Source organism: Corynebacterium sp. KPL4072, from assembly GCF_037908395.1.
In the GTDB taxonomy this organism is placed as follows: domain Bacteria; phylum Actinomycetota; class Actinomycetes; order Mycobacteriales; family Mycobacteriaceae; genus Corynebacterium; species Corynebacterium kefirresidentii.
Genome location: NZ_JBBMGE010000004.1, coordinates 65,033 through 91,175 on the forward strand (window position 1 = coordinate 65,033; position 26,143 = coordinate 91,175).

Consider the following 26,143-nt stretch of genomic DNA (forward strand, 5'->3'; position numbering starts at 1 on the left):
CTAGCCTATGCTTTTTTGATGCTTTTGGCATCATATTCACAGTAGGTGGGTGCCCTCACCGGCCGGGGCGAGGGCTATGCACCTACTTGACGATGAGGACGATGAGGTCACGCGGGCCGTGTACGCCCTCGACACGAGTGAGCTCGATATCAGAGGTAGCGGACGGGCCAGAGATCCACGTCGCTGGCTTCTCCGGGTTCATGCGGGAGATGACCTCGGGGATGCCGTAGACGATCTCATCCTGGTGAACGATGCACAGGTGGCGATCCGGAACCAGGGTGAGCGCGCGACGGCCGCAGCGCTCATCAGACTCGAGCACGATGGTGCCGGTCTGGGCGGAGGTGACGTGAGACAAGGTGACAACGGCGTCGGTCTCATTGAGGGTGCGTGGATCGACAGTCTTATCGTCCGGCTTAGCATCGAAGCCCTCGAAGAGGCTAGCGTCCATGCCCTCGGCATAGCGGATGTCGTTGCACTCGCGATCCTTAAGGATCTTGGCGATGGCCTGCTTCAGCTCGCCTTCCTCGGTGACGTGCACCTCGGCCTTGTAGTCCTCGAGTCGGTCAATGAGCATATCGCGCAGTTCGTCCGCGTTCAGGGTGCCTTCGTGCTGGTAGTCGCGCGGGGCGTCAACGTGGTCGGGAAGACCAGCCTGCTTCTGAGCGGAGCGGATGCGGTTTAGAATTTCCTGCTTTGCGTTCACTTCTTGGACTCCTCACGGGCCTCGGCAAGAAGTTCCTTGCCTTCTTCGGACTCGAACCACTGGCGGAAGGATTTCTTTGGTGGAACCGCGGTATCGCGGCCTTCAGACCAACCGGACATAAACAGTGGCAGGGATTCGATGGTCTTGTTGGTGCCACCCAGAATGCGGCCCAGGGCGACCATGTGGGTTGCCTTGTTCCACAGCTTCGGGTTGCTCCACAGCAGCTGGATGGTCTTGAAGAGCTTCGGCTCGATTGGTGGGGTGGCGTGGGTGACCTTCTGGTGACGGTTTTCCAAAATGACGTCAGAAAGCGGAATCTTAACCGGGCAAACCTCGTCGCAGCGGCCACACAGCGAGCAAGCATAAGGCAGGCTGGCGGAAGGATCGTTGTGGTCCTTCATGCCGGTGAGCTGCGGCGTCAGGGAAATACCAATTGGGCCAGGGTAGACCGAGCCGTAGGCGTGGCCGCCGGCGCGCTCGTAGACCGGGCAAACATTCAGGCAGGCCGAGCAACGGATGCACTTGAGGGCCTGGTGGCCAATCGGAGAAGACAGGGCCGCGGTACGGCCGTTATCCAGCAGCACCAAGTGGAAGTTCTGCGGGCCATCGCCTTCAGTAACGCCGGACCACATGGAGGTGTATGGGTTCATACGCTCCGCGGTGGAAGAACGCGGCAGCAGCTGGAGGAAGACTTCCAGGTCCTGGAAGGTAGGAACCAGCTTTTCAATGCCCATGACGGTAATGAGGGTCTCCGGCAGGGTCAGGCACATGCGGCCATTGCCCTCGGACTCCACGATGTTGATGGTGCCGGTTTCTGCTACGCCGAAGTTGGCGCCAGAGATGGCAACCTTGGCCTTCATGAACTGCTCGCGCAGGAACTGGCGGGATGCCTCTGCCAGCTCGGCCGGCTCTGCCTGCAGGGAGTCATCGGTGTTCGGCATCTTGTTGACGAAGATATCGCGAATCTCCGCGCGGTTGCGGTGGATAGCCGGAACCAGAATGTGGGATGGCTTATCTTCACCCAGCTGCACGATGAGCTCCGCGAGGTCGGTCTCGCGAGCGTTGATGCCGGCCGCCTCTAGGTGCTCGTTCATGCCGATTTCCTGCGTGGCCATGGACTTAACCTTGACCACATCGGTCTCGCCGGTGGCGCGAATCAGCCCCTCGATGATCTGGTTAGCTTCCTTGGCATCGCGTGCCCAGTGGACAGTGCCACCGCGCGCCTTAACTGCCTCTTCGAACTGCTCGAGCAGTTCTGGCATGCGGGCGGCGACATCTTCCTTAATTGCGGAACCAGCGGCGCGCAGCTCCTGCCAATCATCCAGCTCTTCTACAGCGCCAGAGCGCTTCTCACGAATGGAGGTAGTGGCATGCTGCAGGTTGTGGCGCTGGGTGGCGTTGTTTAGGCCAACGTGTGCGAGGGGAACAAAGGCCTTGCTGCCGCGCAGGTTACCGTAGCCTTCCGGCGCACGCGGTGGGGTGGTATCGAGGAAAGAGGTCATTAGAGCATCGTCTCCTTGGAGTAGGCGGCGGAGGTAGGAGTCCATGGGTGCTCCTTGGTGGAAGCCAAGATCTCAGCCATGTGAACGGCGCGGACACCGGAACGCTGGCGGCTCAGGGCACCACCGATGTTCATCAGGCAGGAGGAGTCACCGCCGGTGACGAATTCTGCTTCGGTCTCCTTAACGTGGCGGGTCTTATCCGTGACCATCGCGCGGGATACTTCCGCATTCTTGATTGCGAAGGTACCGCCGAAGCCACAGCATTCTTCCTTATTAGGAAGGGTGACCAGGTCGATGCCCTCTACTTCTTGGAGCAGCTGCAGCGGGCGGTCGCCCAGTTTCAGGAAGCGCAAGCCGTGGCAGGAGGGGTGGTAGGTCACGCGGTGCGGGAAGAATGCGCCCACATTGGTCACGCCGGCAACGTCGACCAAGAATTCGGGTAGATCCAGGGTCTTTTGGGTGGTCTTGCGGGCGCCGTCGACGTCGGCGGAGTTGCCGAAACGGTCGGCGATGCGCTCGTGCTGTTCACGAACAGCGCCCACGCAGGAACCGGAGGCCGCAACTACGTAGTCAATAGAGGGATCTGCGAAGGCATCCGCATAAGAGCGGAGCATGCCCAACGTTTCCTTTTGGTAGCCGGTATTGATGTGCATCTGGCCGCAGCAGGTCTGTTCTTCCGGGAAGACCACCTCGTGGCCCAAGCGGGAGAGAACCAGTGCCGTTGCCTTTTGTACGTCCGGGAAAAGGGCGTCACCAATGCAAGTGGAAAATAGCGCAATGCGCATACGGTGCTCCTCGTTGATTTTTGACATGGGGTAGCCACAACCTTACTCCCTTTAAGCAGTACGTGCGTAATGCGTCTCCTCGTTGACCAGCGATTATTTTGCAATATTAGTGTTGCAGAAAGTGTTTATCAGCCGTTTGTGCAGTAAAGGGGAGTTTTAGGGCCCGGCCCTTTTCACACTTGACTTTTCAGTCCACTAGAATCGTGCGACATGACACCAGCTGATTTGGCCACACTGATTAAAGAAACTGCCACCAAGGTCATGGAAAGCCATGAGCTTGATCCCTCCGTATTGCCGGAAACGGTAAACGTCGAACGCCCTCGCAATCCTGAACACGGCGATTATGCCACCAATGTGGCACTGCAGGTGGCCAAAAAGGCCGGAGCTAACCCGCGCGAGTTGGGAGGCTGGCTAGCAGAGTCCCTAGCGGAAAATGACGCCATTGCGGAGGCCGACATCGCCGGGCCTGGTTTCATTAATATTCGCCTCGGTGCCGATGCCCAGGGGGAGATCGTCGCGCAGATTCTCCGCGCCGGAAAGAATTATGGCTCTAATGATTCCTTTGCGGGCAAGAAGGTCAATTTAGAATTCGTCTCCGCTAACCCCACCGGTCCGATCCACCTTGGTGGTACTCGTTGGGCCGCAGTGGGAGATTCCTTGGGTCGCGTGTTGGAGGCATCCGGCGCGGAGGTTACCCGCGAGTATTACTTCAATGACCATGGCGGCCAGATTGACCGTTTCTCCCGCTCCCTCGTGGCGGCCGCGAAGGGTGAGCCAACTCCGGAGGATGGCTATGGCGGAGCCTATATCCAAGACATCGCTGCGGCCGTGGTGGAGAAGAATCCATCCGCCCTGGAGGGCAGCGATGAAGAAGTGCAGGAAGCCTTCCGTGCAGACGGTGTAGAGATGATGTTTGCGCAGATTAAGCAATCTCTGCATGAGTTTGGCGTGGACTTTGATGTCTACTTCCACGAGAACTCCCTCTTTGAGTCCGGTGCGGTCGATGCTGCACTGGACAAGCTCAAGGCTGAAGGCAATATGTATGAGGCCGAGAATGCGTGGTGGCTCAAATCCACCGACTACGGTGATTCGAAGGACCGCGTGGTGGTTAAGTCTGATGGCAATGCGGCCTATATCGCAGGCGATATCGCCTACGTAGCTGATAAGTTCGACCGCGGCCATGATTTGAATATCTACATGCTGGGTGCGGACCACCACGGCTATGTGCCGCGCTTGAAGGCGGCAGCGGCCGCCTTGGGCTACGATGCCGATGCTGTCGAGGTACTAATTGGTCAGCTGGTCAACCTTTTGCGCGATGGCAAGCCGGTGCGCATGTCCAAGCGTGCGGGCACAGTTATCACCATGGAGGACCTCGTGGCCGCCATCGGCGTGGACGCCTCCCGTTACTCCCTGGTGCGTTCCTCTGTGGACCAGAGCATCGATATCGATCTCGGCCTGTGGGAATCCCAGTCCTCCGATAACCCCGTCTACTACGTGCAGTACGGCCACGCCCGCCTGTGCTCTATCGGCCGCAAGGCAGCCGAGCTGGGTGTCGATGCCGAAGGTGCGGACCTTTCCCTGCTTACACACGAACGCGAGGGAGATCTCATCCGTACGCTGGGTGAATTCCCGGCCGTAGTGGAAGAGGCAGCGCAGTTGCGCGAACCGCACCGCATTGCCCGCTATGCCGAGGACCTCGCTGCGGTATTCCACCGTTTCTATGACTCTTGCCAGGTCCTGCCCAAGGCCGGCGAGGAAAAGGCTCCTATCCATGGCGCCCGCCTGGCATTGGCACAGGCAGCCCGCGTGGTCCTGGCTAATGCCTTGACCATGGTGGGCGTAAGCACCCCGGAGAAGATGTAAATGGCGGATTTTAATGAGCTGCCCGCCCATGTCTGGCCGCGCAATGCGCAGCGCGAGGAAGACGGCGTAGTTACCATCGCTGGCGTTCCGCTGCCGGACTTGGCGGAGGAATTCCGCACCCCGCTCTACGTTTTTGATGAAGATGACTTCCGGTCCCGCTGCCAAGACATGGCGCGTGCCTTTGGCGGCCCGGAGCATGTGCACTATGCCTCCAAGGCATTCATTTCCAAAAAGATCGTGAATTGGGTCAATGAGGAAGGCCTGTGCTTGGACGCGGCCTCCCTCAACGAGCTCAAGATTGCACTGGCGGCAGAATTCCCGGCCGAGCGCATTACCACGCATGGCAATAATAAGGACGAAGAGTACCTGCGGCTGTGTGTAGATGCCGGCGTGGGTCACGTCGTCATCGATAATGAGCACGAACTCGAAGAACTCAATCGCATCGCTGGGGAAGCGGGCAAGGTCCAGCCGGTCATGATCCGCGTCAAGCCGGGCGTGGATGCGCATACGCATGAATTCATCGCGACAGCGCATGAGGATCAAAAGTTCGGAATTTCGCTAGCCACCGGTGCGGCCTTCGCCGCGGCCAAGCGCTGCTTGGAGGCAGAGAACCTGCACTTAAGCGGCCTGCACTGCCATGTGGGCTCCCAGGTATTCAACGCGGAAGGCTTCAAGCTTGCCGCTGAGCGCGTAATGGGCCTGTACCGCCAGATTTATACCGAACTGGGCGTGACTTTGGAAGAGCTCGATTTGGGCGGTGGCTTCGGCATTCCCTATATGCCCTATGAGGAGGCACTGGATATCGAGCGCGTGGCCAGCGATATGCTCGGTGCGGTCAAGTACACCGCAGAGGAGTTGGGCATTGAGGCGCCCTTCCTCTTGGTCGAGCCTGGCCGTTCCTTGGTCGCCGGCTCTGCGGTGACCGTCTACCGCGTGGGTACCGTCAAGGATGTAGAAACCGGCAAGTCCGATCTGCCCCTGCGCCGCTATATCTCTATCGATGGCGGAATGTCGGACAATATACGTCCGGCGCTTTACGGCTCGGCGTATGACGTGCGCGTGGTCAACCGCTTTAGCGATGGGGAAGAGGTGCCCTCGCGCGTGGTGGGTTTCCACTGCGAATCCGGAGATATCCTCCTTGAGGATGGCGAGCTGCCCAATGATATCCAGCCGGGAGACTTGATTGCCTTTGCGGCTACTGGCGGCTACCAGTACATGATGTCCTCGCGCTATAACGGTGCGGTGCGCCCTGCGGTCGTCGCCACGCGCGTGGGACATACCAAGCCAATGCTGCGGCGCGAGACCATCGAGGATCTTCTCTCCCTCGAGGTCGACTAGCCGGCGCCCGCAGCCCCGCCACAAAACCTAATTTAATTCAGGCCTTGTGGCGGGGCTTTTTCTATCTATGGGTCTATTTAGGGCGAAAGTAGACAGCTTGTTCTGTATAGTGTCCTGTATCCGCACTGAGCGGGAACGACACGTTAACCCCAACTTCAATATGGAGACGGACTATGGCTGCACCGACTAGTGAGCTTCAGGCACAAAAGCATTCCGGCAAAGGCGAAGGCGAGACCGTTGGTATCGCGCTGCTGGGCTTCGGCACCGTTGGCGCTGAGGTCTTCCGCCTGCTGGGAGAAAATGCTGATGCCTTTGCTCACCGCATTGGCGGCCCAGCCGAGATTCGCGGCATCGCCATCCACAATAAGAATAAGCTGCGCCCAGGGGTACCCCAGGAGCTATTGACCGATGATGCCAAGGCACTTGTTGCGCGCGAGGATATCGACCTTGTAGTTGAGGTCATCGGCGGCATTGATTTTCCGCGCGAGTTGGTCCTCGCCGCGCTCAATTCCGGCAAGTCCGTGGTTACCGCAAATAAGGCCTTGGTGGCCGCGCATGCGGATGAGCTGGCAGAGGCCGCTGACCGTGCCGGCGTGGACCTTTACTTTGAGGCTGCCGTGGCCGCCGCCATCCCGGTGGTGGGCATGTTGCGCCGCTCCTTGGCCGGTGATCAGGTAGAGCGCATCTCCGGTATTGTCAACGGCACTACCAACTTCATCTTGGATGCCATGGAGTCCACGGGTGCCTCTTATGATGAGGCACTGGCCGAGGCCACCCGCCTGGGCTACGCCGAGGCTGATCCCACCGCGGATGTTGAGGGCCACGACGCTGCCTCCAAGGCCGCCATTATGGCATCTTTGGGTTTTCACACCCGCGTGAAGTTTGAAGATGTGCACTGCGAGGGAATTACCAAGGTCACTGCCGCGGATATCGCGGCGGCTAATGACGCTGGTTATTCCATCAAGCTATTGGCCATCTGCGAGCGCCTCCAGCGAGAGGACGGCTCCGAAGCTGTCAACGCCCGCGTACACCCCACTTTGGTGCCCAAGGAGCACCCGCTGGCCTCTGTCAGCGAGTCCTATAACGCCATCTTCGTCGAAGCCGAGGCCGCAGGTTCCCTGATGTTCTACGGCAATGGCGCAGGTGGTAATCCTACTGCTTCTGCCGTGCTTGGCGACGTCGTCGGTGCAGCCCGCAATATCGTCCACGGCGGCCGCGCACCGGGTGAAAATACCTACGCCAATCTTCCTATCGCTGACTTTGGTGAGGTGGAAACCCGCTATCACATCGATATGGAGGTCCAGGACCGCACCGGTGTGCTCGCGGCCATCTCTGCGGCCTTTGCCAATAATGGCGTATCCCTGCGCACGGTACGCCAAGAGGACGGCGAAGATACTGCTCGCCTCATCGTGGTCACCCATGCTGCCAAGGAAGCCACCCTGGACAAGATCGTGGCTGACTTGGATGAGCTAGATGAGGTCAAGGCCGTCCATTCCGTAATCCGCCTCGGCAGCTAGCCCGACGCAATAGACTGAATAGCTATGAGTATCGAAGTTGAAGTCGGCACCAAAGCAATCGTGACCGTTCCCGCTTCTACGGCGAATCTTGGCCCCGGTTACGACACCTTGGGCATGGCGCTAAGCCTTTATGACACCGTCGAGGTAGAGGTCACCACCTCTGGGCTGGAGGTAGAGATTTTTGGTGAGGGCGCAGAAGACCTGCCGCGCGATGGCTCCCACCTAGTGGTTAAGGCGATTCGCTCCGCGCTTTCGACAGCCGATGCTACCGTGCCGGGCCTGCGGGTGGTTTCGCATAATAATATTCCACAGTCGCGTGGCTTAGGCTCTTCCGCCTCTGCCGCTGTGGCGGGCGTGGCCGCTGGCAATGCGCTGGCGGGAAGCCCCCTTACACAAGAGCAGGTGGTGCAGCTTTCTTCCGCTTTTGAGGGCCACCCCGATAATGCGGCCGCCTCCGTGCTGGGGGATGCCGTGGTGTCGTGGACCAATGTTCCCGTCGATGGTCACTCCTTGCCGGACTATCGCGCTGCTTCCATCAAGGTGCATAAAGATATTCGTGCCACCGCGCTCGTGCCGGATTTCCATGCTTCTACCCAGGCGGTGCGTCGCGTATTGCCGTCGCACGTGACGCATTCGGATGCGGCGTTTAACGTCTCGCGCACCGCGGTGCAAGTGGCTGCACTGCAAAACTATCCGGACCTTTTGTGGGAAGGCACCCGCGATCGCCTGCACCAGCCGTACCGAGCGGATGTGCTTCCTGTGACCGCGGAGTGGGTCAACCGTCTGCGCAACCGAGGATACGCAGCTTACCTCTCCGGCGCCGGCCCGACCGTAATGGTGCTGCACACCGAGGACATCGATGAGAGCATTCTTGCCGACGCCCGCGAGCAAAACCTCCGCGTCCTCGACCTCGCCATCGCCGGCCCTGTCAGCGTGGAGCTTACGCAGGCTTAATTTCCAGCCTGCATACGTTGTGAGGCTGGCGCGGCACTAGGTTAATGGTGGTGCCTTCATCGGTAGTTTCTTGCAGGAAGCCAGCGTGTACCGCGCAAAGGAACGGTGAAGGCTGGAGTCCCGAAGACACAAACGGGCAGGCACGGAGCTCCATGTCGGTAGAGTCCGGCTGCATGGCGGGGTCAAAGCCCATATCGCGCAGCGTGGAAAAGAGCGTATCGAGCGCGCGGTGGGGGCCCTCCGCGCCTGCGGCGCGTGCCCAGCGGCGCCCGATCTCGATGGCCTTGGCGGACGCGGCGTCGTCTAGGTCTTCCTTGCCCGCCAGCATGGTGGTCAGCACTTCTACCAGGGTGATGTATTCCTCTGCCACGGTCTTATTGTCTGGGACGCGGACTTGGAAAATCAGGGAAGGGCGTCCCCGGCCCTTACTCGGCGCGGATAGCACGTTTATAGCTCCGGCGTTGACCAGCTCATCGATGTGGCCACGGGCGGTGTTGACGTGCATGCCAAGCTCCTCGGCCACGGTGCCAGCTTTGGCGCCATTGGGGTGGCGTTGTAAGGCTGCGAGTACCTCGCGTTGCTTTGGCGAGAGATTGAGGGCCTCGGGGAAGAGTTCGGTGGTGGGCCGGGGTAGTGAGTCAGGCATGGTAGGAAATCCGCCTTGGGGTCTGCATAACAGAGATTTTATTTGGGGTGGACAAAAACGTTTGCTGTAGATATTGCCAAGGATACGGTGCTACCCACCGCAAAACCTAAAGCAGACTCGCGGTCTACCGGTACGGTGGCCTCGAAACCGCCCAGATCCACGCGCAGCTGAGCGGCTGCGAGGCTGGTGGCCTCGACCGCTAGGACTCGCACAGCCCACTGGTTGCAGGCTTCCGGCACGGCACCGATGGTGACCGCATGCGGATCGAATGTCACCGCCACCTCCTGCCCAGGCTGAACAGGTGCGTATTCCGTCGTTGCCAAAATAGTAATCTCCCCGCAGGCGACCTCCACAGTGGAGGCATCTGTGGCGGTTACCGTTCCTTCAAGGCGGTTAAGCCCCGCGAGTGCTGCAACGAAGCCAGTCGGCGGGGCATTAAGGAGCCGCGCGGTAGCGCCGTGCGCTCGCACCTGTCCGGCTTCCATGACCAGCATGTCTTGCGCCAGGTTCGCAATGTCGAGCGCGTTATGGGTAACGAGCAGGGTGGTCCTATCCTCGCGTGCCGCGTGCAGAAAGTGGCGCCACCTCTCAGCCGATTTCACGTCGACTGCGGCAAGTGGCTCGTCCAATATGAGAACGGCTGGTCGTGCGGCTAGCGCGCGCACCAAGGCCACGTGGGCGGCCTGGCCGCCGGAGAGGGCTGTTACTGGGACGTCGGCAAGCTCGTGCAATCCTGCTGCCGCGAGAAGCTCCTGCGCACGGGTCCTATCGCGGGTAACCATGGCGACCGCTTGCTGGGCCGTCGAGCGCGGCGGCAAGCCCGGCCGCTGGGTCAGTAAGACGATGCCGGTTGCGCCTGGAGAAACCTCACCGCCGCTTAGGCGCCCAGCAATGCGTCCCATGAAAGTGGTCTTTCCGGAGCCGTTCGGGCCCACCACGGCCGTAATGGCTCGCGGAGACAAAGCCGTGCGCACGCCTTCGACCGTCACGGATACCGCCTGCGCATTCGTGGGCTGGGTGAGCTCGCGGAGCTTGTCCACGTCCAGTGAATGCAGCTGCCTTGCCTGCGGCTGGTAGCGCCGCCTGCGCAGGGCCGGCAAGCACGCAAGCGCCAGGCAGACCAAGGCCAGCCCGATAAGCAGGGCGGAGAGCACGTAGGCGCCGTCCGCGTCGACCTCGCGCTCTAAGTAGATGCCCAGCGGCATCGTGCGGGTAACCCCTGGCTGAGAGCCGGCAAAGGTCAGTGTCGTGCCAAATTCGCCCAATGAGCGCGCGAAGGCCAGCGTCGCGCCGGCAGTTACAGCCGGCGCGATCGAAGGAAGGGTGATCTTGCCGAGTATTTCCCAACGCCCCAAGCCCACGCCCCGCGCCGAAGCGAGGATTTCCTGGTCTAGTTGGCGCAGTGCCGAATCGACCGCTACCACCACAAAGGGCAGTGCCACGAAGGTTTGGGCCACCACGACTCCTGGGAAGGCGAAGGCGAGGTGGATGCCCAGGGCGTCGAGAAGCGGGGAGAGGTAGCCCTTGCGCCCTAAGGCTGCGGTAAGGGCCAAACCCCCGACCACCGGTGGCATAGCCAGAGGAAGGTAGACCAAAAGACGGATAATGGTGCTGCCGCGACCGAGCTGCTGGACCCATAATGCCAGGCCCAAGCCCATTACGAGTGCGAGCAGCATGGATTGGAAAGCCGCCGCCACGGAGATGAGCAGCATGTCTCGAATCTCTTCGCGGCCAAGGTAATCGCTGATGCGCGCCCACGGCACCCGCAGCCCGAGAGCTGCCACGGGAACAATGATGGTAGCTACCGCAATGAGACCAATGAGGCCGATAAGCAGCGGGGCCTTGGGGCGGACAGGCTGAGGGGCGGACATAGACTACTTCGCTGGGCTGAAGCCAAGGTGGTGCCAGGTGGAATAAAAGTCGCTGGCCAACAAATTGAGCACCGCGCGGGCCTGGTCGGGATGAGAGGCGTCCGTGGCAACGGCGCCCAGGATCTGATTAGAGAATTTCTCCGCCCCAGGAATATCAATCACCTCAACATCATTGCCGGCCGCAGCGGCGTCGGTGGAGTAGACCCATCCAGCATCGGCTTCACCCGAGGCCACCTTTCCTAAAACATCCGCTACCTGGCGCTCCTGGGAGGAGGGGTGCACGTCCAAATGCTGGTCATCGATGATCTGGGAGGAAATATCGCCGCAGGGTACTTGCGGATCGCAGAGCACGAAGTGGTGGGCGTGGGCGAGATCCTGCACAGAATGGATTCCCGCCGGGTTTCCTTTAGGTACCACCATGACCATGACATTCGTGGCGAGCACCTCGGGGGCGGTCACGGTTCCATCCTGGACCGCCTTATCCATGGTCTTTTTGGAAGCCGTGAGGAGAAGATCGGCCGGGGCACCCTCGCGCAGCTTGCTCACCAGATCGGAAGAGCCGCCATTTTCAAAGCTCAAATTCACCGGAGATTCGAGCTGGCCCGCGCGCTGGGTAAGTTCCTCATTGATAACGCGGGTGGATGAGGCCGCCAGTACATTGAGCGTGGGATCCGCCGTATCCTGCGGCGAGGTTACTGACGTGTGCGGAGCGCAGGCTGAAACGGCGAATCCCAAGGCAACGAGGAGTGCGGCGATGCATCTTTTCATCTGCGGAGAGCTCCTTTTCGGCTTCTTCGGCGACGGGCTTGACCTACCTAGAATAGCCCTCCGCCGGACAAAGGTTTAGCTCACGCGAGTGAACTTGATATGGAAGTCGTTTTCTTCTTCCTGGAGGTAGTCGAGCTCGAACTTCTCCTCGCGGGACTCGACCTCTTTGAGCAGCGGAATGGGGTTGTGCGGGGCGATGAGGATCATGGACTCTCCCACGTTAAGGGTGCCCAATGCGCCATGGATGGCACCGTGGCGGACGGCGTGCGGAATTTCTGAGGCGTTGAGGGTGGGGATGGAATGCGGCTTATTGGCGTCGGAAATGGGCAGCTGCATGGCAAGTAGTCCTTTCTGCTGGGGTGCGAGTTTCGCTCTGACCCCAATATTAGTACGATAAAACTCGTGCAAAATAATAGCGTGGCGCATCGCCTTATTTTTCTCGCCTGTGCAGGGGTATCCCTGCTGGTTGGGCTGGGTGCGGGCGCCTCCCTCCTGGGTTTGAACGCCACCCCGGGAGCATCCTTTGCCGCCGACCACGGGCCGCTTATGGTCTTCGGCTTCGTAGGCGAGGCCATCGGCCTCGAACGCGCCGTCGCCGTGCGCACCACGTGGGCCTGGGTGGGGCCTGTATGCCACGTCGCTGGCGTGCTCAGCATTCTCGCCGGCCTACCGCGTGGGGTCGCAGCCATGTTCTTTGCCGCCGGCTTCCTTGTCCTTGGCTGCATCTATGCCACTATCTACCGCCGTCAGGCTAGCCTCGCGATTCTGGTGCAGGCAGTCGGCGTCATTGGGGGAGTAGCCGCCGCTGCCCTCTGGGCCATGGGGCCGGGGTTTGCTACAGCGATGCCGCTGTGCGCACTTTATGCCGTGGCCACCATCATCGGCGAGCGCATGGAATTAGCGCGCGTAACCATGGCCGGCACTCGCGCCGAAAATCATCTCACCCTCTTAGTGCTGGGGCTGGCGGCAGTCAGCGTTATCTATATGCTTTCCCCGGCGGTGGGCTATCGCGCTATGGGGCTGATGTTGATCGCCATCGCCGTGGCGACCGCGCGGGTGGATGTGGCCAAGAACTTGGTGCGCTCACAAGGATTGCCGCGCTATTCGGCGGCATGCATGCTGGCCGGCTACGCCTGGCTCGCGTTCGGCGGGTACTTGTGGCTGATCTATGGCGAGGCCACCGGCTTTGTCTATGATGCCTCGGTGCACACCATTTTCCTGGGCTTTGTCATGTCCATGATTTTCGCGCACGCGCCCATCATCTTCACCTCTGTTATTCGCCGCCGCCTGCCATACCACAAAGTGCTCTACGTACCTGTGGGGCTCTTGCATGGTGGCCTTGCGCTGCGAGTCCTTGCAGATTGTGCCCAGCACACCACAGCGCTCCAAAGCGGCGGGGTGGTTACCATTATTGCGGTAATAGGCTTTCTTGCCTGCGGCATTACCATGACCAGCAAGGAGGCGCGACGTGCGCATTCATGACATTTCCCTGGCCGCACGCGGCCGTTGGCATACCCTTAGCGCTGCCATTATCGCCGGGTGGATCCTTGTCGGCCTCGGCCTGCTCATCGCTAGTTCCTTGGGCGCACCCGTGGTGTGGTGGGATATCATCCACCCCTTCACAATTGGCGCGCTGACCACGGCGATCATCGTCTTTTCCACCCACTTCACCGAGGCCTTGACTAGGACTGCGGGTGGGGACTACCGGGGCGTCGGCAGTCGCGTGGCACTAGTCCAGATCGGGCTTATCTTGTTGCTCATCGATAGGGCGGGGTATGACTGGGGCCCGCTTGCCGACGTCGCCTCAACCCTCATCATCGCCGCCCTCGCCTGGCATCTGTGGTTCGTCGCGCGGCGCCTACGCGGCTCATTGTCTGGTTCTTTTGCCGTGACCGTGCCCTTTTATATCGCCGCTAGCGTGTTCATGATTGTCTCCGTAGTACTCGTCATCCTCAGCGGCAACAGGGTAGGCGAGTACTCCCTCCTCATCGGCGCGCACTCGCGCGGTATGGTCTGGGGATTTGCCTGGCTGACCGTCATCGGCACGGGGGTCACGCTGCTTCCCACGTTGTCTGCCACTGCGATTTCCTCCACCGCCCGTGCAAGATGTACCCGTGCGCTCATCGTGCATTGCGTGGGGCTGGGATGTGCGATAGCACTATACGCGGTAGGCCTCACCCGAGCTGCAGGCGTGGCCCAGCTGCTCGTGGTCTTGGCAGCCCTGCTCATCATCCAGCCGGTACTCGCTACCGTCATGGGGCGCTCACCACGGCTGACCACCGCCACCGTTGCCGTCATCGCCGGCCTGCTGTGGATGCTGGCGTTGTGCGCCGGTGATGCCATCTCCGCAGCCGTCGGAGCCTACCCGCGCACCATCACCTTGGTTGTGCTTCCCGCCTTCCTCGGTGCTGGCCTTTTGCAGCTGGTGACCGGTGTCCTACACCACCTGCTGCCCATACTTACCGGGGCGCGCCCCAATACCGCGGACCGCACCGGTTACGCTCGTCTGCTGCTCATCAATCTGGGCGGACTACTTAGCTTGCTGGATGCTATTGCGGCCGGGCTTATCATGATGGGGATAGGTCTTGCCGCCAATATCTTCGCCGTTGGCCGAGCCCTTTACTTACAGAAAAGACTGGAGAACTAAATGCTGAGCGTTTCTTCCTCACAACCCGCGGACAAGCCCGCCTCCAAGGACTCATCTTGGGCTTCGTGGCTACTCATCGGTATCGCGTTAGCGGCAGTTATCGCACTCGCGGTGGTCAATTCCACCGGCAAGAGCTCTCAGTCCGCTACGCCTGTAGCCTCTGGTGAAACGCAGACCATTGACGTTGGTGTGGATGGCATGGCCTTTACGCCCTCGTCTATCGATATCGACCCTGGAACCCATCTGGTGGTCAACTTCACCAACTCGGGTGACCAAGTCCATGACCTGAAGATAGGTGATGCCGAGACCGGCCGCGTCGATCCCGGCGAGACCGTCCAACTTGATGCCGGAGTCATCGACTCCTCCGAGGAAGGCTATTGCACCATCGCCGGCCACAAGATGCAGGGCATGACTTTTAAGGTCAACGTCGGAGATGGCGCCGCTGCAGGGCATGACCACACGGTGGCTTCTGCAAGCAACCCCCACGTGGACGTGCCTACCGCCGCTGAACTCGGCACCCAGCGCGAAGGCTTTTCCGCCTTTGACGCCACCTTGCAGCCTGCCGCCGAAACGAAGACGCACAAAGAGACCTGGACGATGACCGAGAAGGTCGTAGAGGTCGCCCCAGGAATCAAACAGATGCGGTGGCTTTTCAACGGCCAAGCCCCAGGCCCGACCCTGCGCGGAAAAGTGGGCGATAAGTTCGAAATCACCATCAAGAACGAGGGCTCCATGGCCCACTCCATTGACTTCCACGCCGGCGAGGTCAACCCAGATAAGACCATGAAATCCATCCATCCGGGCGAGGAATTGACCTACAAATTCACCGCGCATCGCTCCGGCATCTGGATGTATCACTGTTCCACGATGCCCATGTCCCTCCACATCGCTAACGGCATGGCCGGCAACGTCATCATCGATCCGCCGAACCTGAAGCCCGTAGACGCGGAGTATAACTTCATGGCTACCGACGTCTTCCTCGGTGAGGAAAACACTGGTGCCGATGCCCAGCGCGTAGCCGACGGCCGCTTCGACCTCATGGCCTTTAACTATTATCCCGGCCAGTACGATGCAGAACCCATCAAGGCCAAGGTGGGCGATACTGTTCGCCTGTGGCTGACCAATCTAGGCCCCGACCAGCCGCTGAGCTTCCACGTTGTGGGCGAACAATTCGATACCGCCTACAAGGAAGGCGCTTACCTCATCAAGAATGAGGACTCCACTGGTTCGCAAGCGCTTGACCTGCTTCCAGCGCAAGGCGGATTCGTCGAAATGACCTTCAACGAGCCGGGCACTTATTCCTTTGTCAATCACATCATGACTAACGCCGAGAAGGGGCAGCACGGCAAGTTCATCGTCACGGAGTAGGCCAGCCTCGCTCGATACACCCTTCGCGCTCACCGGGACGGTGATTTCGTGCTACCCGCGGCTGCTAGTGAGCGCGAAGGGTGGTGGGAAGAAGACCCTTACCCTTGCCGCTCACCAGTGCGGTGCCGTGGCCTAGTTCAGCGAGCTGCGGTGAGCGCGAAGGGGGAGGGCAGGGTCCGGGAAGCAGAGCAGGGGGAGCTCGCGCAATTCCGCGTGTGTGTCGTAGTCGCGTTCGGCGCCGGTGCCAGGGACCTCGACAAAATTCACACCGCGGATGAGGCGGCGGACGGAGACGTTCCTAGCCGTAGGAAGGGATTCGAGCTGAGTGTGGAGCGCGGGGGCGTGCCAGAGGGAACACAGCGGCTGGAGGTAGCCGTCGGCGGCGCGGGTGAGTACGGCATCGGCCGTGGAGGAGGCGAGGGTCGAGCGCAGACGGGGAAGCAGTAGCGGCGAATCGGGGGCATCCACGGCGAAGAGGGCAAGTTCGGTGCAGTGGGATAACGCTTGTGCGCCGGCCGCGATGCCAGCGACGGGACCACCGTAGAGCGGGGACTCGCACACCTGGGGTAGGCCGAGATAATGCGGTGAGACGGCCACGGCCGGGGTGCCGTAGGGGAGCTGGGCGAGCAGGCGGTCTATAAAACGTGTTCCGTGGGCGGAAAGAGAGGCTTTATCTGTGCCACCCATGCGTCGGCCGTGGCCACCGGCGAGGATTATCGCGCCGAGCATTAGGCCTCCGGCAGGGTGCGGGACCAGTCTCCGGAGCGGCCGCCGGATTTCGCCACGATGCCGCAACGGCGGATATAGGCGGAGCGGTCCACGCCCTTGACCATGTCGATGATGGCGAGCGCGGAAACATTCACGGCCGTAAGCGCTTCCATCTCCACGCCAGTGCGGTCGGCGGTGCGGACGGTGGCGGAGATGAATACGTGGTCGTCGGCAAGCGTGAGCTCCACAGCGCAGCCGTGCACGCCGATGGTATGCGCTAGTGGAAGCAGCTCGGGGACCTTCTTGGCAGCGGAAATGCCGGCGATGCGGGCTACAGCTAGGACATCGCCCTTGGGGACCGTGCCGTCGCGCAAAGCGGTCATGACCTCGGGGGAGCAGGCGACTTCGCCCTCGGCCGTGGCAGTGCGCACGGTGGGTTGCTTCTCGGTGACATCGACCATGTAGGCGGCGCCGTCAGAATTTAGGTGGGTAAATTTCATGGTTGCTCCTTAATACAGATAAACGGTGGTCTCCTCACCCAAGGCGGGCGGCTCGGAGGAGATGAGGCAAAAGCCATTGGTACCGGCGAGCGATACGATGCGATGGCTGCCGTGAGGTAAGTGCGACGTAATGGCGGGCTCCGCCTGGAAGTCTACGGTCACGGGCACAATGGTAGGCCGGCCGCGGGAGGTCGGGAGGGGCGAGTCTACGCGGGCGCGTAGGTGGACCTGCTCGCGTGGCGCGGGGTGACCAGAAAGCGCGGCGATGAGGGGACGAGCATAGAGCTGAAAATCTACGAAGGCAGCCACGGGGTTGCCGGGCAAGCATAATATCGGGGTGCCTTTCCAATTGGAGTAGCCCTGTGGGGCGCCCGGGCGCTGGTCGACGTGCCCGAACCAGGAAGAACTAATACTCCCCAGCACAGTATGGACGACGTCAAACGCGCCGGCCGAAACGCCGCCGGAGGTAATGATGAGGTCGTGGGAAGGGGCTAGCTCATCCAGCGCAGAGGCCAAGTCTGCGGGGGAATCGCCCACATGGAGGTGCGTGTGTGCGCCCGCGAGCGCGGCGAGCATGGGGCCGTTGGAATCCGGCAGCTGGCCGGGAGCGAGTTCTGTTGGGGAAGAGACGAGTTCTTCGCCAGAAGAAATGATCGCTATGCGCGGGCGGCGGTGGACCGAGACGGAATAAACGCCAGCGGAGGTGAGAGCGGCGATTACGGTGGCGTCGACAAGCGTGCCTGCTGTGGCCACTGGCGCGCCGGACTGGATATCCTCCCCGGCGGCGCGGATATGTGACTTGGTGGGAGCATCGGTGATGGTCACCTCGTCTGGAAGCGCTACGGGGCCGGCCGGGGTGGTGGTTTTTTCCACGGGCACGACAAGCATTCCTGCGGTATCAGCTACCGGTGCGCCGGTCATGATGCGCACCGCGTGTCCCGCGGGGACCTCGGTAGGGGCGGCACCGGCTGGTACATCGCCGGCGACGGGGAGGGTCCATGGGCCGGGGGAGGGAAGATCCGCGGCGTGGACGAGGAAGCCATCCATCGCCGAGTTGGCGTGGGGCGGCACGGGAAAGCGCGCGGTGGCATCGGCGGCGAGGACGCGGCCGATGAGGGAGGCATCGACGGCGGCTGACTCGGCCGGCAGGGGGGATGCCAGGGTGAGGACGGCATCGAGGTGCGCGGAGATGCTGCGGGGCGTGGACATAAAAATAAGGTTAGCCGCCGATGGCAGACATCGGACGGTCCGGTTGCAGAAAGCCTTCGTCATCGATGCCATGGCCAGGCTTTTTGCTCCACATTTCCTCAGCCCAGGCCTCCATGATCTCCTCATCGCTGGCCCCAGAGCGCAATAGTTCCCGCAGCGGGGTTTCGGAATTGCCAAAGAGGCAGTTGCGCACGGCGCCGTCGGTAGTCAGCCGCGTACGATCGCAGTCGCCGCAGAAGGGGTGGGTGACCGAGGCAATGATGCCCAGTGTTCCGCGCGTTCCATCCGGAGCAGTGGCCTCCCACAGGGCGGCGGGGGCAGATCCCCGCGGTTCGTGGGCGGGCTCCATGGAGAAGTGGGTGCGCAGGCGGCCAAGGATATCTTCGGCCGTTACCATGTCCTCGCGGCGCCATTGCTCGCGGGGCCCAAGCGGCATCTGTTCGATGAAGCGCAGCTGAGCACCGTGGCGGACGGCATAGTCCGCTAGCGGGACGATGTCTTCTTCGTTGACCCCGGGCATGACCACGGCGTTGATTTTGATGGGGTGGAGGCCTGCGGCATCCGCAGCGGCGATGGCCTGGAGCACGTGATCAAGGCGGTCGCGGCGGGTGAGCGCGGCGTAGCGCTCGCGGTCGATGGTATCGAGCGAGATATTGATGCGATCGAGTCCGGCTGCGGCGAGGGCGCCGGCGCGCTTTTCTAGGCCAAGCCCGTTGGTGGTTAGCGCGGTGGACGGGGATCTCCCCTGGTCGGTGCGCAGCTCTTTAGTGGCGGCAATAATCTTTTCCAGCGACTTACGCAGCAAGGGTTCGCCGCCGGTAAAACGCACTTGGCGGATGCCCAGCTTGCCGACGCCAATTCGAATCAGTCGGATGGTTTCCTCATCGCTCAAGGTCTTCTCTGTGGGCATCCACTCTAAGCCTTCGGCCGGCATGCAATAGGTGCAGCGCAAGTTGCAGCGATCCGTGAGGGAGACGCGCAGGTCGCGGGCTTGGCGGCCATAGCGATCCAGCAGTGCGCGCGTGCCATCAGCAGCCGGGGCGGGCAGATCCGCTGGCGACTGCGCCCGGACCACGGTGGGCAGGGGCAGGGAAACTACGGGTCGCTGCGTGGAAGAGGTCATCGGTGCCAGTCTAAGAGAGGGGATGAGGTACACCAAGCTGCAACGGCTTAGAGAAGGATATTATTCCTAGTTTTCCCGGCTTAAATCGGTGGCTTCGGTGGCAGCGAGGCGCTGCGATTCGCCTGGACCCTTGAGCCGGATGATGTTGTACTCGCCTTCTGCCAGGTGGGTGCGCAAATCCTTCTTATCGAATTTGCCCACGGAAGTTTTATCGATGGACTTTACAAAGGTCCAGTACTCCGGCAGCATCCAACTCGGCAGCTCCTTGCGCATGCTGGCGCGCAGGCGCTCTGCGGTTTCGATGGTGGGAGAAGCACCTTCTGCCAAGACGGTAACGGCCAGTGGGCGCTCGACCCATTGCTTATCGGGATAGCCGATAACGGCGGCTTCGACGACGAGTGGGTCAGACATGATGAGGTTTTCCAGCTGGACGGAATAGATCCACTCGCCGCCGGAGCGGATGACGTCTCGGGCGCGGTCCTCTACGGTAAGGAAGCCGTCCTTGGTGACCGAGCCGACATCGCCAGTGCGCAGCCAGCCATCCGCGGTGAACTTGCCCTCTGCAGCCTCGACCTGCTTGCCGCGAAATTCGGAGGCGATTTCGCCCGGCTCAGCGGTAGGCGAGTGGTAGTAGGAACCGGTGACCAGGTTGCCGCGTACCTGCAGTTCGCCCGCGTTGCGGTCGGTTCGGGCCACAACTTGGCCGTCATTGACCACGCGGTATTCCAGCGAGGCGGGGATGCGGCCCTGGGAGATGCGGTAGGCCCACCGCGTATCGCCCGAAGCGCCCTGTGGAGGGCGGGCGACGCTGCCGACGGTGGAGGTTTCCACCATGCCCCACACGTGAACAACGTCGACACCGTAGCGTTCCTCCCACATTTTGATAAGCGTCGGGGGAACGGGGGAGCCGCCGGCATAGATTTCCGTGAGGGTCATACGCTCTGGCGGATGGTGCATGTAGTGCACAAAGAGTTGGATCCAGATGGTGGGAACGCCGTGGGCCACGCGCGGAGAAGTAGCGGCGATGGCCTTGGCAAGGGTGGGGGCGGATACGTCGGCGTCGGGAAGCACGAGCGGGGTGCCCGTCATGAAGCAAGTAAAGGGAACTCCCCAGCTCAGCACGTGACAAATAGGAATGCAGCACAGGAAAGTCTCGCCGTGGGTGATGCACAGTGAGTCCGAGGAGCGCAGCTGCATGGCCTCCAGATACAGCGAACGGTGCGAATACAGTACGCCCTTGGGGGCACCCGTGGTGCCTGTGGAATAGCACAGTGCCGCGGCCGTGCGCTCATCTAGTTCCGGCCAGTCATAGACGGTGGAGCGGCCATCAATTAAAGCTTCATATGAATACACTTCAATCCCACGGGGGAAGAGATGGGCAAACTGCTGCGCAGGCTGTGCGCCGGTAATGATGACGCTTTTCACGGAGTCGGTACCCACAAGCACCTTGCCTAGTTGCTGCGCCAGCCGGGGATCGCACACGATGGCAGATATTTCCGCGTGATTAATAATATGGCGAATCTGGTCATTCATCAGCTGCTTATTCAGCGGCGCAAAAATCGCGCCCTTGCAAGCAGTGCCAAACATGACCTCGAGGTGTTCGGCGCAGTTCCACATAAAACTGCCCACCCGCTCATCGCCGGTAATACCCAAATCATCATGAATAGCGTGGGCGAAGGCGGCTGCGCGAGCGGCGATATCGCGGAAGGTAACTTCTTCGGCCGGATCAAATTCAGAGCCGGTGCCCTCACCGTGCCAGGTTGTCACCGTGGTGCTGCCGTGCACCGAGGCGCCGTATTCCAAAATGCGGGTCAGGGAGAGGGGGATATCCATCATCGTGGAAAGCATGCCTCTACTGTAGCGGTGTCATGGTGCGGGCGTTGCGGTCTATGCGTTATACTTGTTCGCGACTGGTAGGAAACCGGAATTTTTAGCTCCCCTTTCCTATGGATTCGGGCCCAGAGAAGTTTTGCCCGCAGTCGTTTCTTGATTTCTTCCGGTTCGTGCACCCGCTGTGCGAATTCTCCTTGAGAACATGGAAGAGGCCTCATACTTATTGCCCGGCAGGACGCGCATGCGCCTTGGCACGAGGGCGAGAAGTCCTAGAAAAATACACATTGGCTTCCAGTGCAACGCCGTGAGCCTAGGCTACGGCGGCTCCCGCATCATCGGACCTGGTCAAGCAACGAAAGGATATCCGTGAGCGAAACGGACAACACCGCAGCACAGGATCTTGCATCCCTGAAGCTGCCGGAATTGCGCAAAATGGCCGCAGAGCGCGGCCTACGTGGTGTCTCTGCCCTGCGCAAGGGGGATCTCATCACCGCCATCAAGACTGGTCAAGTTCCGCCAAAGGCCAAGGCCAAGGTGGAAAAGGCCGCTCGGGTAGAAAAGGCGGAAAAGGCAGAGAAATCTGATAAACCAGAAAAGCCACGCGCGCAGGCGCAGGACGATGCGCCGCAGAAGGCGGAAAAGCAGGAAGAATCCGGCGAGAAGCAGGATAACCGCCAGCAGAACTCTGGCGACGAGCAGCGCTATGAGTCGCGTTCTCAGGCACGCCGCGCTCGCCGCAATCGCGCCCGCCGGCAGGAACGTCAAGAGCGCGAGGAACGCAGCCACAACGAGGAGCAGGGCGGCAATAAAGACAACCGCGAGAATAACTCCCAGGATGGCTCCGATAATCAGGGCGATAAGAATGACCGCGGCGATAATAAGCAGCGCGGCAATCGCCACGATGACAACAATAATCACGAGCGCGGCAACCGTCGTGGGCGCCGCAATCGCCGCAACCGCCGTGGCCGCGGAAACAATAATGACAATAACGGCGGCAACGATTTGCAGGTCCGCGAGGGCGATGAGCTGCAGGCCGTCGGTGGCATTTTGGACGTGGTAGACAATAACGTCGCCTTCCTGCGCACCACCGGTTACCGCGCCGCGGCTTCCGACGTCTTTGTCAACAACGGCATTGTCCGCCGCCTGGGCCTGCGCTCCGGCGACGCCATTACCGGCCAGGTTAAGGTCTCCGGCCCGACGCATACGCATGGCAACGGTCGTAACCGCCGCAAGTACAACCAGCTGGTTCAGGTCGATACCGTCAATGGCATCGATCCGGAAAACGCAAAGCAGCGTCCGCACTTTAATAAGCTGACCCCGCTGTATCCGAATAAGCGCCTGCGTTTGGAAACGGACCCGAAGATCCTCACCACCCGCGTGATTGACCTCATCATGCCCATTGGTAAGGGCCAGCGCGCGCTTATCGTCTCCCCGCCAAAGGCCGGTAAGACGACGATTTTGCAGAATATCGCCAATGCGATTTCTACCAATAACCCGGAGTGCTACCTCATGGTTGTCCTCGTAGATGAGCGCCCTGAGGAAGTTACGGATATGCAGCGTTCCGTCAACGGTGAGGTTATTGCTTCCACCTTTGATCGCCCGCCATCAGAGCACACCTCCGTAGCCGAGCTGGCTATCGAGCGTGCCAAGCGCCTGGTGGAGCAGGGCAAGGACGTCGTTGTTTTGCTCGACTCCATTACCCGCCTGGGCCGCGCCTACAATAATTCCTCCCCGGCATCCGGCCGCATCCTCTCTGGCGGTGTGGACTCCAACGCGCTCTACCCGCCAAAGCGCTTCCTCGGCGCCGCCCGCAATATCGAAGAGGGCGGCTCGCTGACAATCATCGCCACCGCCATGGTGGAGACCGGTTCTACCGGCGATACCGTCATCTTCGAGGAATTCAAGGGCACCGGCAATGCCGAGCTGAAATTGGACCGTGGCATTTCCGAGCGCCGTGTATTCCCGGCCGTGGACGTTAACCCGTCCGGCACCCGTAAGGATGAATTGCTGCTCGTACCAGAGGAGGCGCGCATCATGACCAAGCTGCGTCGCATCCTTTCTGCCCTGGATTCCCACCAGGCCATTGACCTGCTCATTAAGCAGCTAAAGAAGACCCGCTCCAATGGCGAGTTCTTGATGCAGGTGGCCTCCTCGGCCCCGATGGCTGCGGATAAGGATGAAGAAGATTATGTCTAATCAGGTTTCCCTCGTTGATGACATTGTGTCCGAATACCAGGGCATTGAGATGCAGATGGGCGATCCGGAGGTGGCCGGCGACCAGAAGCAATTCCGCAAGCTCTCCAAGCGCTATGCGGAACTGCGCCCCATCATCATGGTTAATGATGAATTAACCCAGGCCCGCGAGGATCTCGCGGACGCCAAGGAGATGGCCTACGAGGACCATGACTTCCAAGAAGAAGCGGACCGCCTGGAAAAGTCCGTGGAGAGCTTGGAAGAAAAGCTCGCTGATCTGCTCGCACCGCGCGATGAGCAGGACTCCGAGGACATCATTATGGAGATCAAGGCCGGCGCGGGCGGCGAGGAGGCGGCCCTCTTCGCCGGTGACTTGGCCCGGATGTACGAGCGCTACGCGGATAAGACTGGCTTTAACTGGGAGGTCCTGGGCCTCAATGAGTCGGATCTGGGAGGCGTGAAGGATATGACCATTTCCTTCCGCTCCAAGTCCCCCTCGCGCGATGGTGCGTGGTCCGTCTTCAAGTTCGAGGGCGGTGTGCACCGCGTGCAACGTGTCCCGGTCACCGAGTCCCAGGGCCGTATTCAGACCTCTGCCGCGGGTGTGCTGGTGTACCCAGAGCCAGAAGAGGTGGAGTCCGTCAATATTGATGACAAGGATATTCGCGTCGACGTTTACCGTTCTTCGGGTAAGGGCGGCCAGGGCGTGAATACCACCGACTCCGCGGTGCGCATTACCCACCTGCCAACTGGGCTTATCGTTACCTGTCAGAAGGAACGTTCCCAGATTCAGAACAAGGCGCGTGCACTGCAGGTCTTGCAGGCCCGCTTGGACCAGATGGAGCGTGAAGCTCGCGAGGCCGAGGCTGGCGAGCAGCGCGCCTCCCAGGTACGCACTATGGACCGTTCCGAGCGCATCCGCACCTATAACTGGCCGGAGAACCGCATCACGGATCACCGCATTGGCTACAAGGCCAATAACCTGGACTCTGTTTTGAACGGCGATATGCATGACCTTATTAAGGCCTTGCAAGACCAGGAGCGTGCCGAGCGCCTCGAGGCCGAGGGCTAAACGGGCGTGGAAAACACGTATGGACAGGCGCTGCGCTATGGGGTGCAGCGCCTTCGTGCTGCCGGGGTACCAAGCCCCGAGTGGGATGCGCGCATCATTGCCGCGCACCTTATTCATTGCGGCCACATGGACATCCCGCTGGACCAAGCTCCTATGCCCGGTTTCGATATGGCCTATGATGCGCTGCTACGTCGCCGCGAGTCCCGCAAGCCCCTACAGTACGTGCTAGGCAGCGCCTGGTTCGGTCCGCTGGAGCTCAAAGTGGGCCCTGGCGTATTTATCCCGCGGCCGGAAACCGAGGTGATGGCGGACTGGGCGGTGCGCAATGCGGACGGCCCGCGGCTGGTGGACTTGTGCACTGGCACAGGGGCGTTGGCACTATATCTGCACCACTACTTACCTGAGGCGCAGGTGCGGGCAGTTGAGCTCGCCGACGCCGCCTTGGCCTACACCACTGCCAATGCCCGCGGCAGCGGGGTAGAGGTTATTCAGGCCGATGCTACGGATGCCACTACCTTGGCGGAGTGGAACGGGACCGTGGACCTTATCGTGACCAACCCGCCGTATGTACCGGAGACGCCGGACCTAGATCCGGAGGTCTACCATGATCCACACGACGCGGTGTTTGCCGGTGAGGATGGGATGGGCGTCATCACCGGCCTCATCCCGACGTTCGCCCGCCTTTTGCGCCCGGGCGGCAAGGTGGCCATCGAGCACGATGACTCCACAAGCGAAGCCGTACAAGCAGTAATGGCCCGCCACGGCGGCTTTGAAAGAATTTCGGCGCTGCAGGACATGACGGGAACGCCCCGCTTTGTCACTGCGGTGCGCGCGGTAGACTAAGACACCACTGAGGGCAAGAAGGGGAAAGACTATGCAAGGAAAGATTTTTAACTGTGCCGATGAGGCCGAGCGCGAAGAGGGCTTGAACATTGCGGTCAAGGCTGCACAATCCGGCCGCCTTGTGGTCATGCCCACCGATACGCTGTATGGCCTTGGCTGCGATGCCTTTGATAATGATGCCGTAGCCAATCTCTTGGCTACCAAGCAGCGCGGCCCGGATATGCCGGTACCGGTTTTGGTTGGTTCCTGGGATACCGTTCGCGGTCTCGTGGCTTCCTATACCGATACTGCGCGTGATTTGGTTGAGGCCTTTTGGCCGGGTGGCCTGTCTATCGTTGTTCCTCAGGCACCATCCTTGCCGTGGAACCTCGGTGATACCCGCGGCACGGTAATGCTGCGAATGCCGCTGCACCCCATTGCAATTGAGCTTTTGCGCGAGGTTGGTCCGATGGCTGTGTCTTCCGCCAATATCTCTGGCCACCAGCCACCAACCACCGCGCTTATGGCTAAGCAACAGCTGGGTAAAGCCGTGACGGTTTACTTGGATGGGGGAGAGACGGCCGTCGGTAAGCCTTCCACCATCATCGATCTCTCCGGTGAGCGCCCGTATCTACTCCGTGAAGGCGCGCTCTCGGCCGAGGAAATCGGCAAGGTCATCGGCCTCGATGCCCAAACCCTGCGCACCCGCCCCCAGGCTTAA

23 protein-coding genes and 2 pseudogenes are annotated in these 26,143 nt (G+C 60.9%); 11 read left to right on the plus strand and 14 right to left on the minus strand.

The window, feature by feature from the left end; translation table 11 throughout:
* Positions 1 to 82 precede the first annotated feature (82 nt).
* From WMP97_RS05295 to WMP97_RS05305, 3 genes are read right to left on the minus strand one after another with little or no spacing between them, the layout of a single operon-like run.
* Positions 83 to 703: a LutC/YkgG family protein gene (locus WMP97_RS05295; protein WP_239206816.1), complete on the minus strand. Its 621-nt coding sequence runs from the start codon at positions 701 to 703 to the stop codon at positions 83 to 85.
* Positions 700 to 2,205 (minus strand): lactate utilization protein B, encoded by a 1,506-nt coding sequence (locus WMP97_RS05300; RefSeq protein WP_049361405.1) that lies wholly within the window; start codon positions 2,203 to 2,205, stop codon positions 700 to 702. The genes WMP97_RS05295 and WMP97_RS05300 overlap by 4 nt, the downstream gene beginning before the upstream one ends.
* Entirely contained in the window at positions 2,205 to 2,990 is a 786-nt protein-coding gene (locus WMP97_RS05305; RefSeq protein ID WP_340440044.1) for a (Fe-S)-binding protein, read from the minus strand. Before WMP97_RS05305 ends, WMP97_RS05300 begins: the two co-directional genes overlap by 1 nt.
* 210 nt (positions 2,991 to 3,200) lie before the next feature.
* Here WMP97_RS05305 and argS point away from each other — a divergent pair, with 210 nt between their 5' ends.
* The 4 genes from argS (at position 3,201) to thrB (ending at position 8,662) form a co-directional block, all read left to right on the plus strand.
* Positions 3,201 to 4,853, plus strand: coding sequence for an arginine--tRNA ligase (argS, locus tag WMP97_RS05310; RefSeq protein ID WP_340439968.1), 1,653 nt, complete (start codon positions 3,201 to 3,203; stop codon positions 4,851 to 4,853).
* Positions 4,854 to 6,191, plus strand: coding sequence for a diaminopimelate decarboxylase (gene lysA, locus WMP97_RS05315; protein ID WP_239208289.1), 1,338 nt, complete (start codon positions 4,854 to 4,856; stop codon positions 6,189 to 6,191).
* 173 nt (positions 6,192 to 6,364) lie between these two features.
* Positions 6,365 to 7,708: a homoserine dehydrogenase gene (locus WMP97_RS05320; RefSeq protein ID WP_086588039.1), complete on the plus strand. Its 1,344-nt coding sequence runs from the start codon at positions 6,365 to 6,367 to the stop codon at positions 7,706 to 7,708.
* 24 nt (positions 7,709 to 7,732) lie between these two features.
* Positions 7,733 to 8,662 (plus strand): homoserine kinase, encoded by a 930-nt coding sequence (gene thrB, locus WMP97_RS05325; RefSeq protein ID WP_340439969.1) that lies wholly within the window; start codon positions 7,733 to 7,735, stop codon positions 8,660 to 8,662.
* Here the strand turns inward: thrB and WMP97_RS05330 are convergent.
* From WMP97_RS05330 to WMP97_RS05345, 6 genes and pseudogenes are all read right to left on the minus strand, one after another.
* Positions 8,649 to 9,308: a helix-turn-helix transcriptional regulator gene (locus WMP97_RS05330; protein ID WP_239208291.1), complete on the minus strand. Its 660-nt coding sequence runs from the start codon at positions 9,306 to 9,308 to the stop codon at positions 8,649 to 8,651. The genes thrB and WMP97_RS05330 overlap by 14 nt on opposite strands.
* A gap of 38 nt (positions 9,309 to 9,346) precedes the next feature.
* Entirely contained in the window at positions 9,347 to 9,802 is a 456-nt protein-coding gene (locus WMP97_RS11830) for a TOBE domain-containing protein (RefSeq protein ID WP_445293083.1), read from the minus strand.
* A 129-nt stretch (positions 9,803 to 9,931) separates the two neighbouring features.
* Positions 9,932 to 10,348, minus strand: a pseudogene (locus WMP97_RS11835) (ATP-binding cassette domain-containing protein); the annotation flags it as partial.
* A gap of 63 nt (positions 10,349 to 10,411) precedes the next feature.
* Positions 10,412 to 11,179, minus strand: a pseudogene (locus WMP97_RS11840) (ABC transporter permease); the annotation flags it as partial.
* Between the two features lie 3 nt (positions 11,180 to 11,182).
* Positions 11,183 to 11,947 carry a molybdate ABC transporter substrate-binding protein gene (modA, locus tag WMP97_RS05340; protein WP_340439971.1) on the minus strand — a complete coding sequence of 255 codons (765 nt, stop codon included), beginning with the start codon at positions 11,945 to 11,947 and terminating at the stop codon, positions 11,183 to 11,185.
* Between the two features lie 75 nt (positions 11,948 to 12,022).
* A complete protein-coding gene (locus WMP97_RS05345) occupies positions 12,023 to 12,283 on the minus strand; it encodes a DUF2249 domain-containing protein (protein ID WP_239206808.1) in 261 nt (86 codons plus the stop codon).
* Between the two features lie 66 nt (positions 12,284 to 12,349).
* On the opposite strand from WMP97_RS05345, the gene WMP97_RS05350 reads away from it, so the two are divergent.
* From WMP97_RS05350 to WMP97_RS05360, 3 genes are read left to right on the plus strand one after another with little or no spacing between them, the layout of a single operon-like run.
* Positions 12,350 to 13,429 (plus strand): hypothetical protein, encoded by a 1,080-nt coding sequence (locus WMP97_RS05350; RefSeq protein WP_340439972.1) that lies wholly within the window; start codon positions 12,350 to 12,352, stop codon positions 13,427 to 13,429.
* Positions 13,416 to 14,594 (plus strand): beta-carotene 15,15'-monooxygenase, encoded by a 1,179-nt coding sequence (locus tag WMP97_RS05355; protein WP_340439973.1) that lies wholly within the window; start codon positions 13,416 to 13,418, stop codon positions 14,592 to 14,594. The genes WMP97_RS05350 and WMP97_RS05355 overlap by 14 nt, the downstream gene beginning before the upstream one ends.
* Entirely contained in the window at positions 14,595 to 15,962 is a 1,368-nt protein-coding gene (locus WMP97_RS05360; protein ID WP_340439974.1) for a multicopper oxidase domain-containing protein, read from the plus strand.
* A 132-nt stretch (positions 15,963 to 16,094) separates the two neighbouring features.
* Here the strand turns inward: WMP97_RS05360 and mobA are convergent, their stop codons facing one another.
* From mobA to WMP97_RS05385, 5 genes are all read right to left on the minus strand, one after another.
* Positions 16,095 to 16,691, minus strand: a complete 597-nt coding sequence (mobA, locus tag WMP97_RS05365; RefSeq protein WP_238801036.1) for a molybdenum cofactor guanylyltransferase — start codon at positions 16,689 to 16,691, stop codon at positions 16,095 to 16,097.
* Positions 16,691 to 17,170 carry a cyclic pyranopterin monophosphate synthase MoaC gene (moaC, locus tag WMP97_RS05370; protein WP_086588029.1) on the minus strand — a complete coding sequence of 160 codons (480 nt, stop codon included), beginning with the start codon at positions 17,168 to 17,170 and terminating at the stop codon, positions 16,691 to 16,693. The genes mobA and moaC overlap by 1 nt, the downstream gene beginning before the upstream one ends.
* Before the next feature lie 9 nt (positions 17,171 to 17,179).
* Positions 17,180 to 18,379 (minus strand): molybdopterin molybdotransferase MoeA, encoded by a 1,200-nt coding sequence (locus tag WMP97_RS05375; RefSeq protein WP_316330791.1) that lies wholly within the window; start codon positions 18,377 to 18,379, stop codon positions 17,180 to 17,182.
* 10 nt (positions 18,380 to 18,389) lie between these two features.
* Positions 18,390 to 19,502 carry a GTP 3',8-cyclase MoaA gene (gene moaA / locus WMP97_RS05380; RefSeq protein ID WP_034656447.1) on the minus strand — a complete coding sequence of 371 codons (1,113 nt, stop codon included), beginning with the start codon at positions 19,500 to 19,502 and terminating at the stop codon, positions 18,390 to 18,392.
* A 66-nt stretch (positions 19,503 to 19,568) separates the two neighbouring features.
* Positions 19,569 to 21,350, minus strand: a complete 1,782-nt coding sequence (locus tag WMP97_RS05385) for a long-chain fatty-acid--CoA ligase (RefSeq protein ID WP_023021761.1) — start codon at positions 21,348 to 21,350, stop codon at positions 19,569 to 19,571.
* Positions 21,351 to 21,701: 351 nt separating this feature from the next.
* Between WMP97_RS05385 and rho the strand changes: the two genes are divergently transcribed.
* The 4 genes from rho to WMP97_RS05405 are packed head-to-tail and all read left to right on the plus strand — an operon-like array spanning position 21,702 to position 26,143.
* The gene (gene rho / locus WMP97_RS05390) at positions 21,702 to 23,531 is read left to right on the plus strand and encodes a transcription termination factor Rho (protein WP_239208302.1); all 1,830 of its coding nucleotides are present in this window, start codon (positions 21,702 to 21,704) and stop codon (positions 23,529 to 23,531) included.
* Positions 23,524 to 24,600: a peptide chain release factor 1 gene (prfA, locus tag WMP97_RS05395; protein ID WP_023021759.1), complete on the plus strand. Its 1,077-nt coding sequence runs from the start codon at positions 23,524 to 23,526 to the stop codon at positions 24,598 to 24,600. Before rho ends, prfA begins: the two co-directional genes overlap by 8 nt.
* Before the next feature lie 6 nt (positions 24,601 to 24,606).
* Entirely contained in the window at positions 24,607 to 25,443 is an 837-nt protein-coding gene (gene prmC, locus WMP97_RS05400; protein ID WP_340439975.1) for a peptide chain release factor N(5)-glutamine methyltransferase, read from the plus strand.
* A 31-nt stretch (positions 25,444 to 25,474) separates the two neighbouring features.
* On the plus strand, positions 25,475 to 26,143 hold the full coding sequence (locus tag WMP97_RS05405) for an L-threonylcarbamoyladenylate synthase (RefSeq protein ID WP_023027842.1): 669 nt from the start codon (positions 25,475 to 25,477) through the stop codon (positions 26,141 to 26,143).

Coding starts and splice junctions, on each gene's coding strand:
- WMP97_RS05320 (WP_086588039.1), top strand. CDS start 6,365: ATGGCTGCACCGACTAGTGAGCTTCAGGCACAAAAGCATTCCGGCAAA.
- WMP97_RS05360 (WP_340439974.1), top strand. CDS start 14,595: ATGCTGAGCGTTTCTTCCTCACAACCCGCGGACAAGCCCGCCTCCAAG.
- moaC (WP_086588029.1), bottom strand. CDS start 17,170: ATGAAATTTACCCACCTAAATTCTGACGGCGCCGCCTACATGGTCGAT.
- WMP97_RS05345 (WP_239206808.1), bottom strand. CDS start 12,283: ATGCAGCTGCCCATTTCCGACGCCAATAAGCCGCATTCCATCCCCACC.
- modA (WP_340439971.1), bottom strand. CDS start 11,947: ATGAAAAGATGCATCGCCGCACTCCTCGTTGCCTTGGGATTCGCCGTT.
- argS (WP_340439968.1), top strand. CDS start 3,201: ATGACACCAGCTGATTTGGCCACACTGATTAAAGAAACTGCCACCAAG.
- WMP97_RS05375 (WP_316330791.1), bottom strand. CDS start 18,379: ATGTCCACGCCCCGCAGCATCTCCGCGCACCTCGATGCCGTCCTCACC.
- WMP97_RS11830 (WP_445293083.1), bottom strand. CDS start 9,802: ATGCTGGTCATGGAAGCCGGACAGGTGCGAGCGCACGGCGCTACCGCG.
- WMP97_RS05330 (WP_239208291.1), bottom strand. CDS start 9,308: ATGCCTGACTCACTACCCCGGCCCACCACCGAACTCTTCCCCGAGGCC.
- moaA (WP_034656447.1), bottom strand. CDS start 19,502: ATGACCTCTTCCACGCAGCGACCCGTAGTTTCCCTGCCCCTGCCCACC.
- prfA (WP_023021759.1), top strand. CDS start 23,524: ATGTCTAATCAGGTTTCCCTCGTTGATGACATTGTGTCCGAATACCAG.
- WMP97_RS05405 (WP_023027842.1), top strand. CDS start 25,475: ATGCAAGGAAAGATTTTTAACTGTGCCGATGAGGCCGAGCGCGAAGAG.
- WMP97_RS05385 (WP_023021761.1), bottom strand. CDS start 21,350: ATGCTTTCCACGATGATGGATATCCCCCTCTCCCTGACCCGCATTTTG.
- thrB (WP_340439969.1), top strand. CDS start 7,733: ATGAGTATCGAAGTTGAAGTCGGCACCAAAGCAATCGTGACCGTTCCC.
- lysA (WP_239208289.1), top strand. CDS start 4,854: ATGGCGGATTTTAATGAGCTGCCCGCCCATGTCTGGCCGCGCAATGCG.
- WMP97_RS05305 (WP_340440044.1), bottom strand. CDS start 2,990: ATGCGCATTGCGCTATTTTCCACTTGCATTGGTGACGCCCTTTTCCCG.
- WMP97_RS05300 (WP_049361405.1), bottom strand. CDS start 2,205: ATGACCTCTTTCCTCGATACCACCCCACCGCGTGCGCCGGAAGGCTAC.
- mobA (WP_238801036.1), bottom strand. CDS start 16,691: ATGCTCGGCGCGATAATCCTCGCCGGTGGCCACGGCCGACGCATGGGT.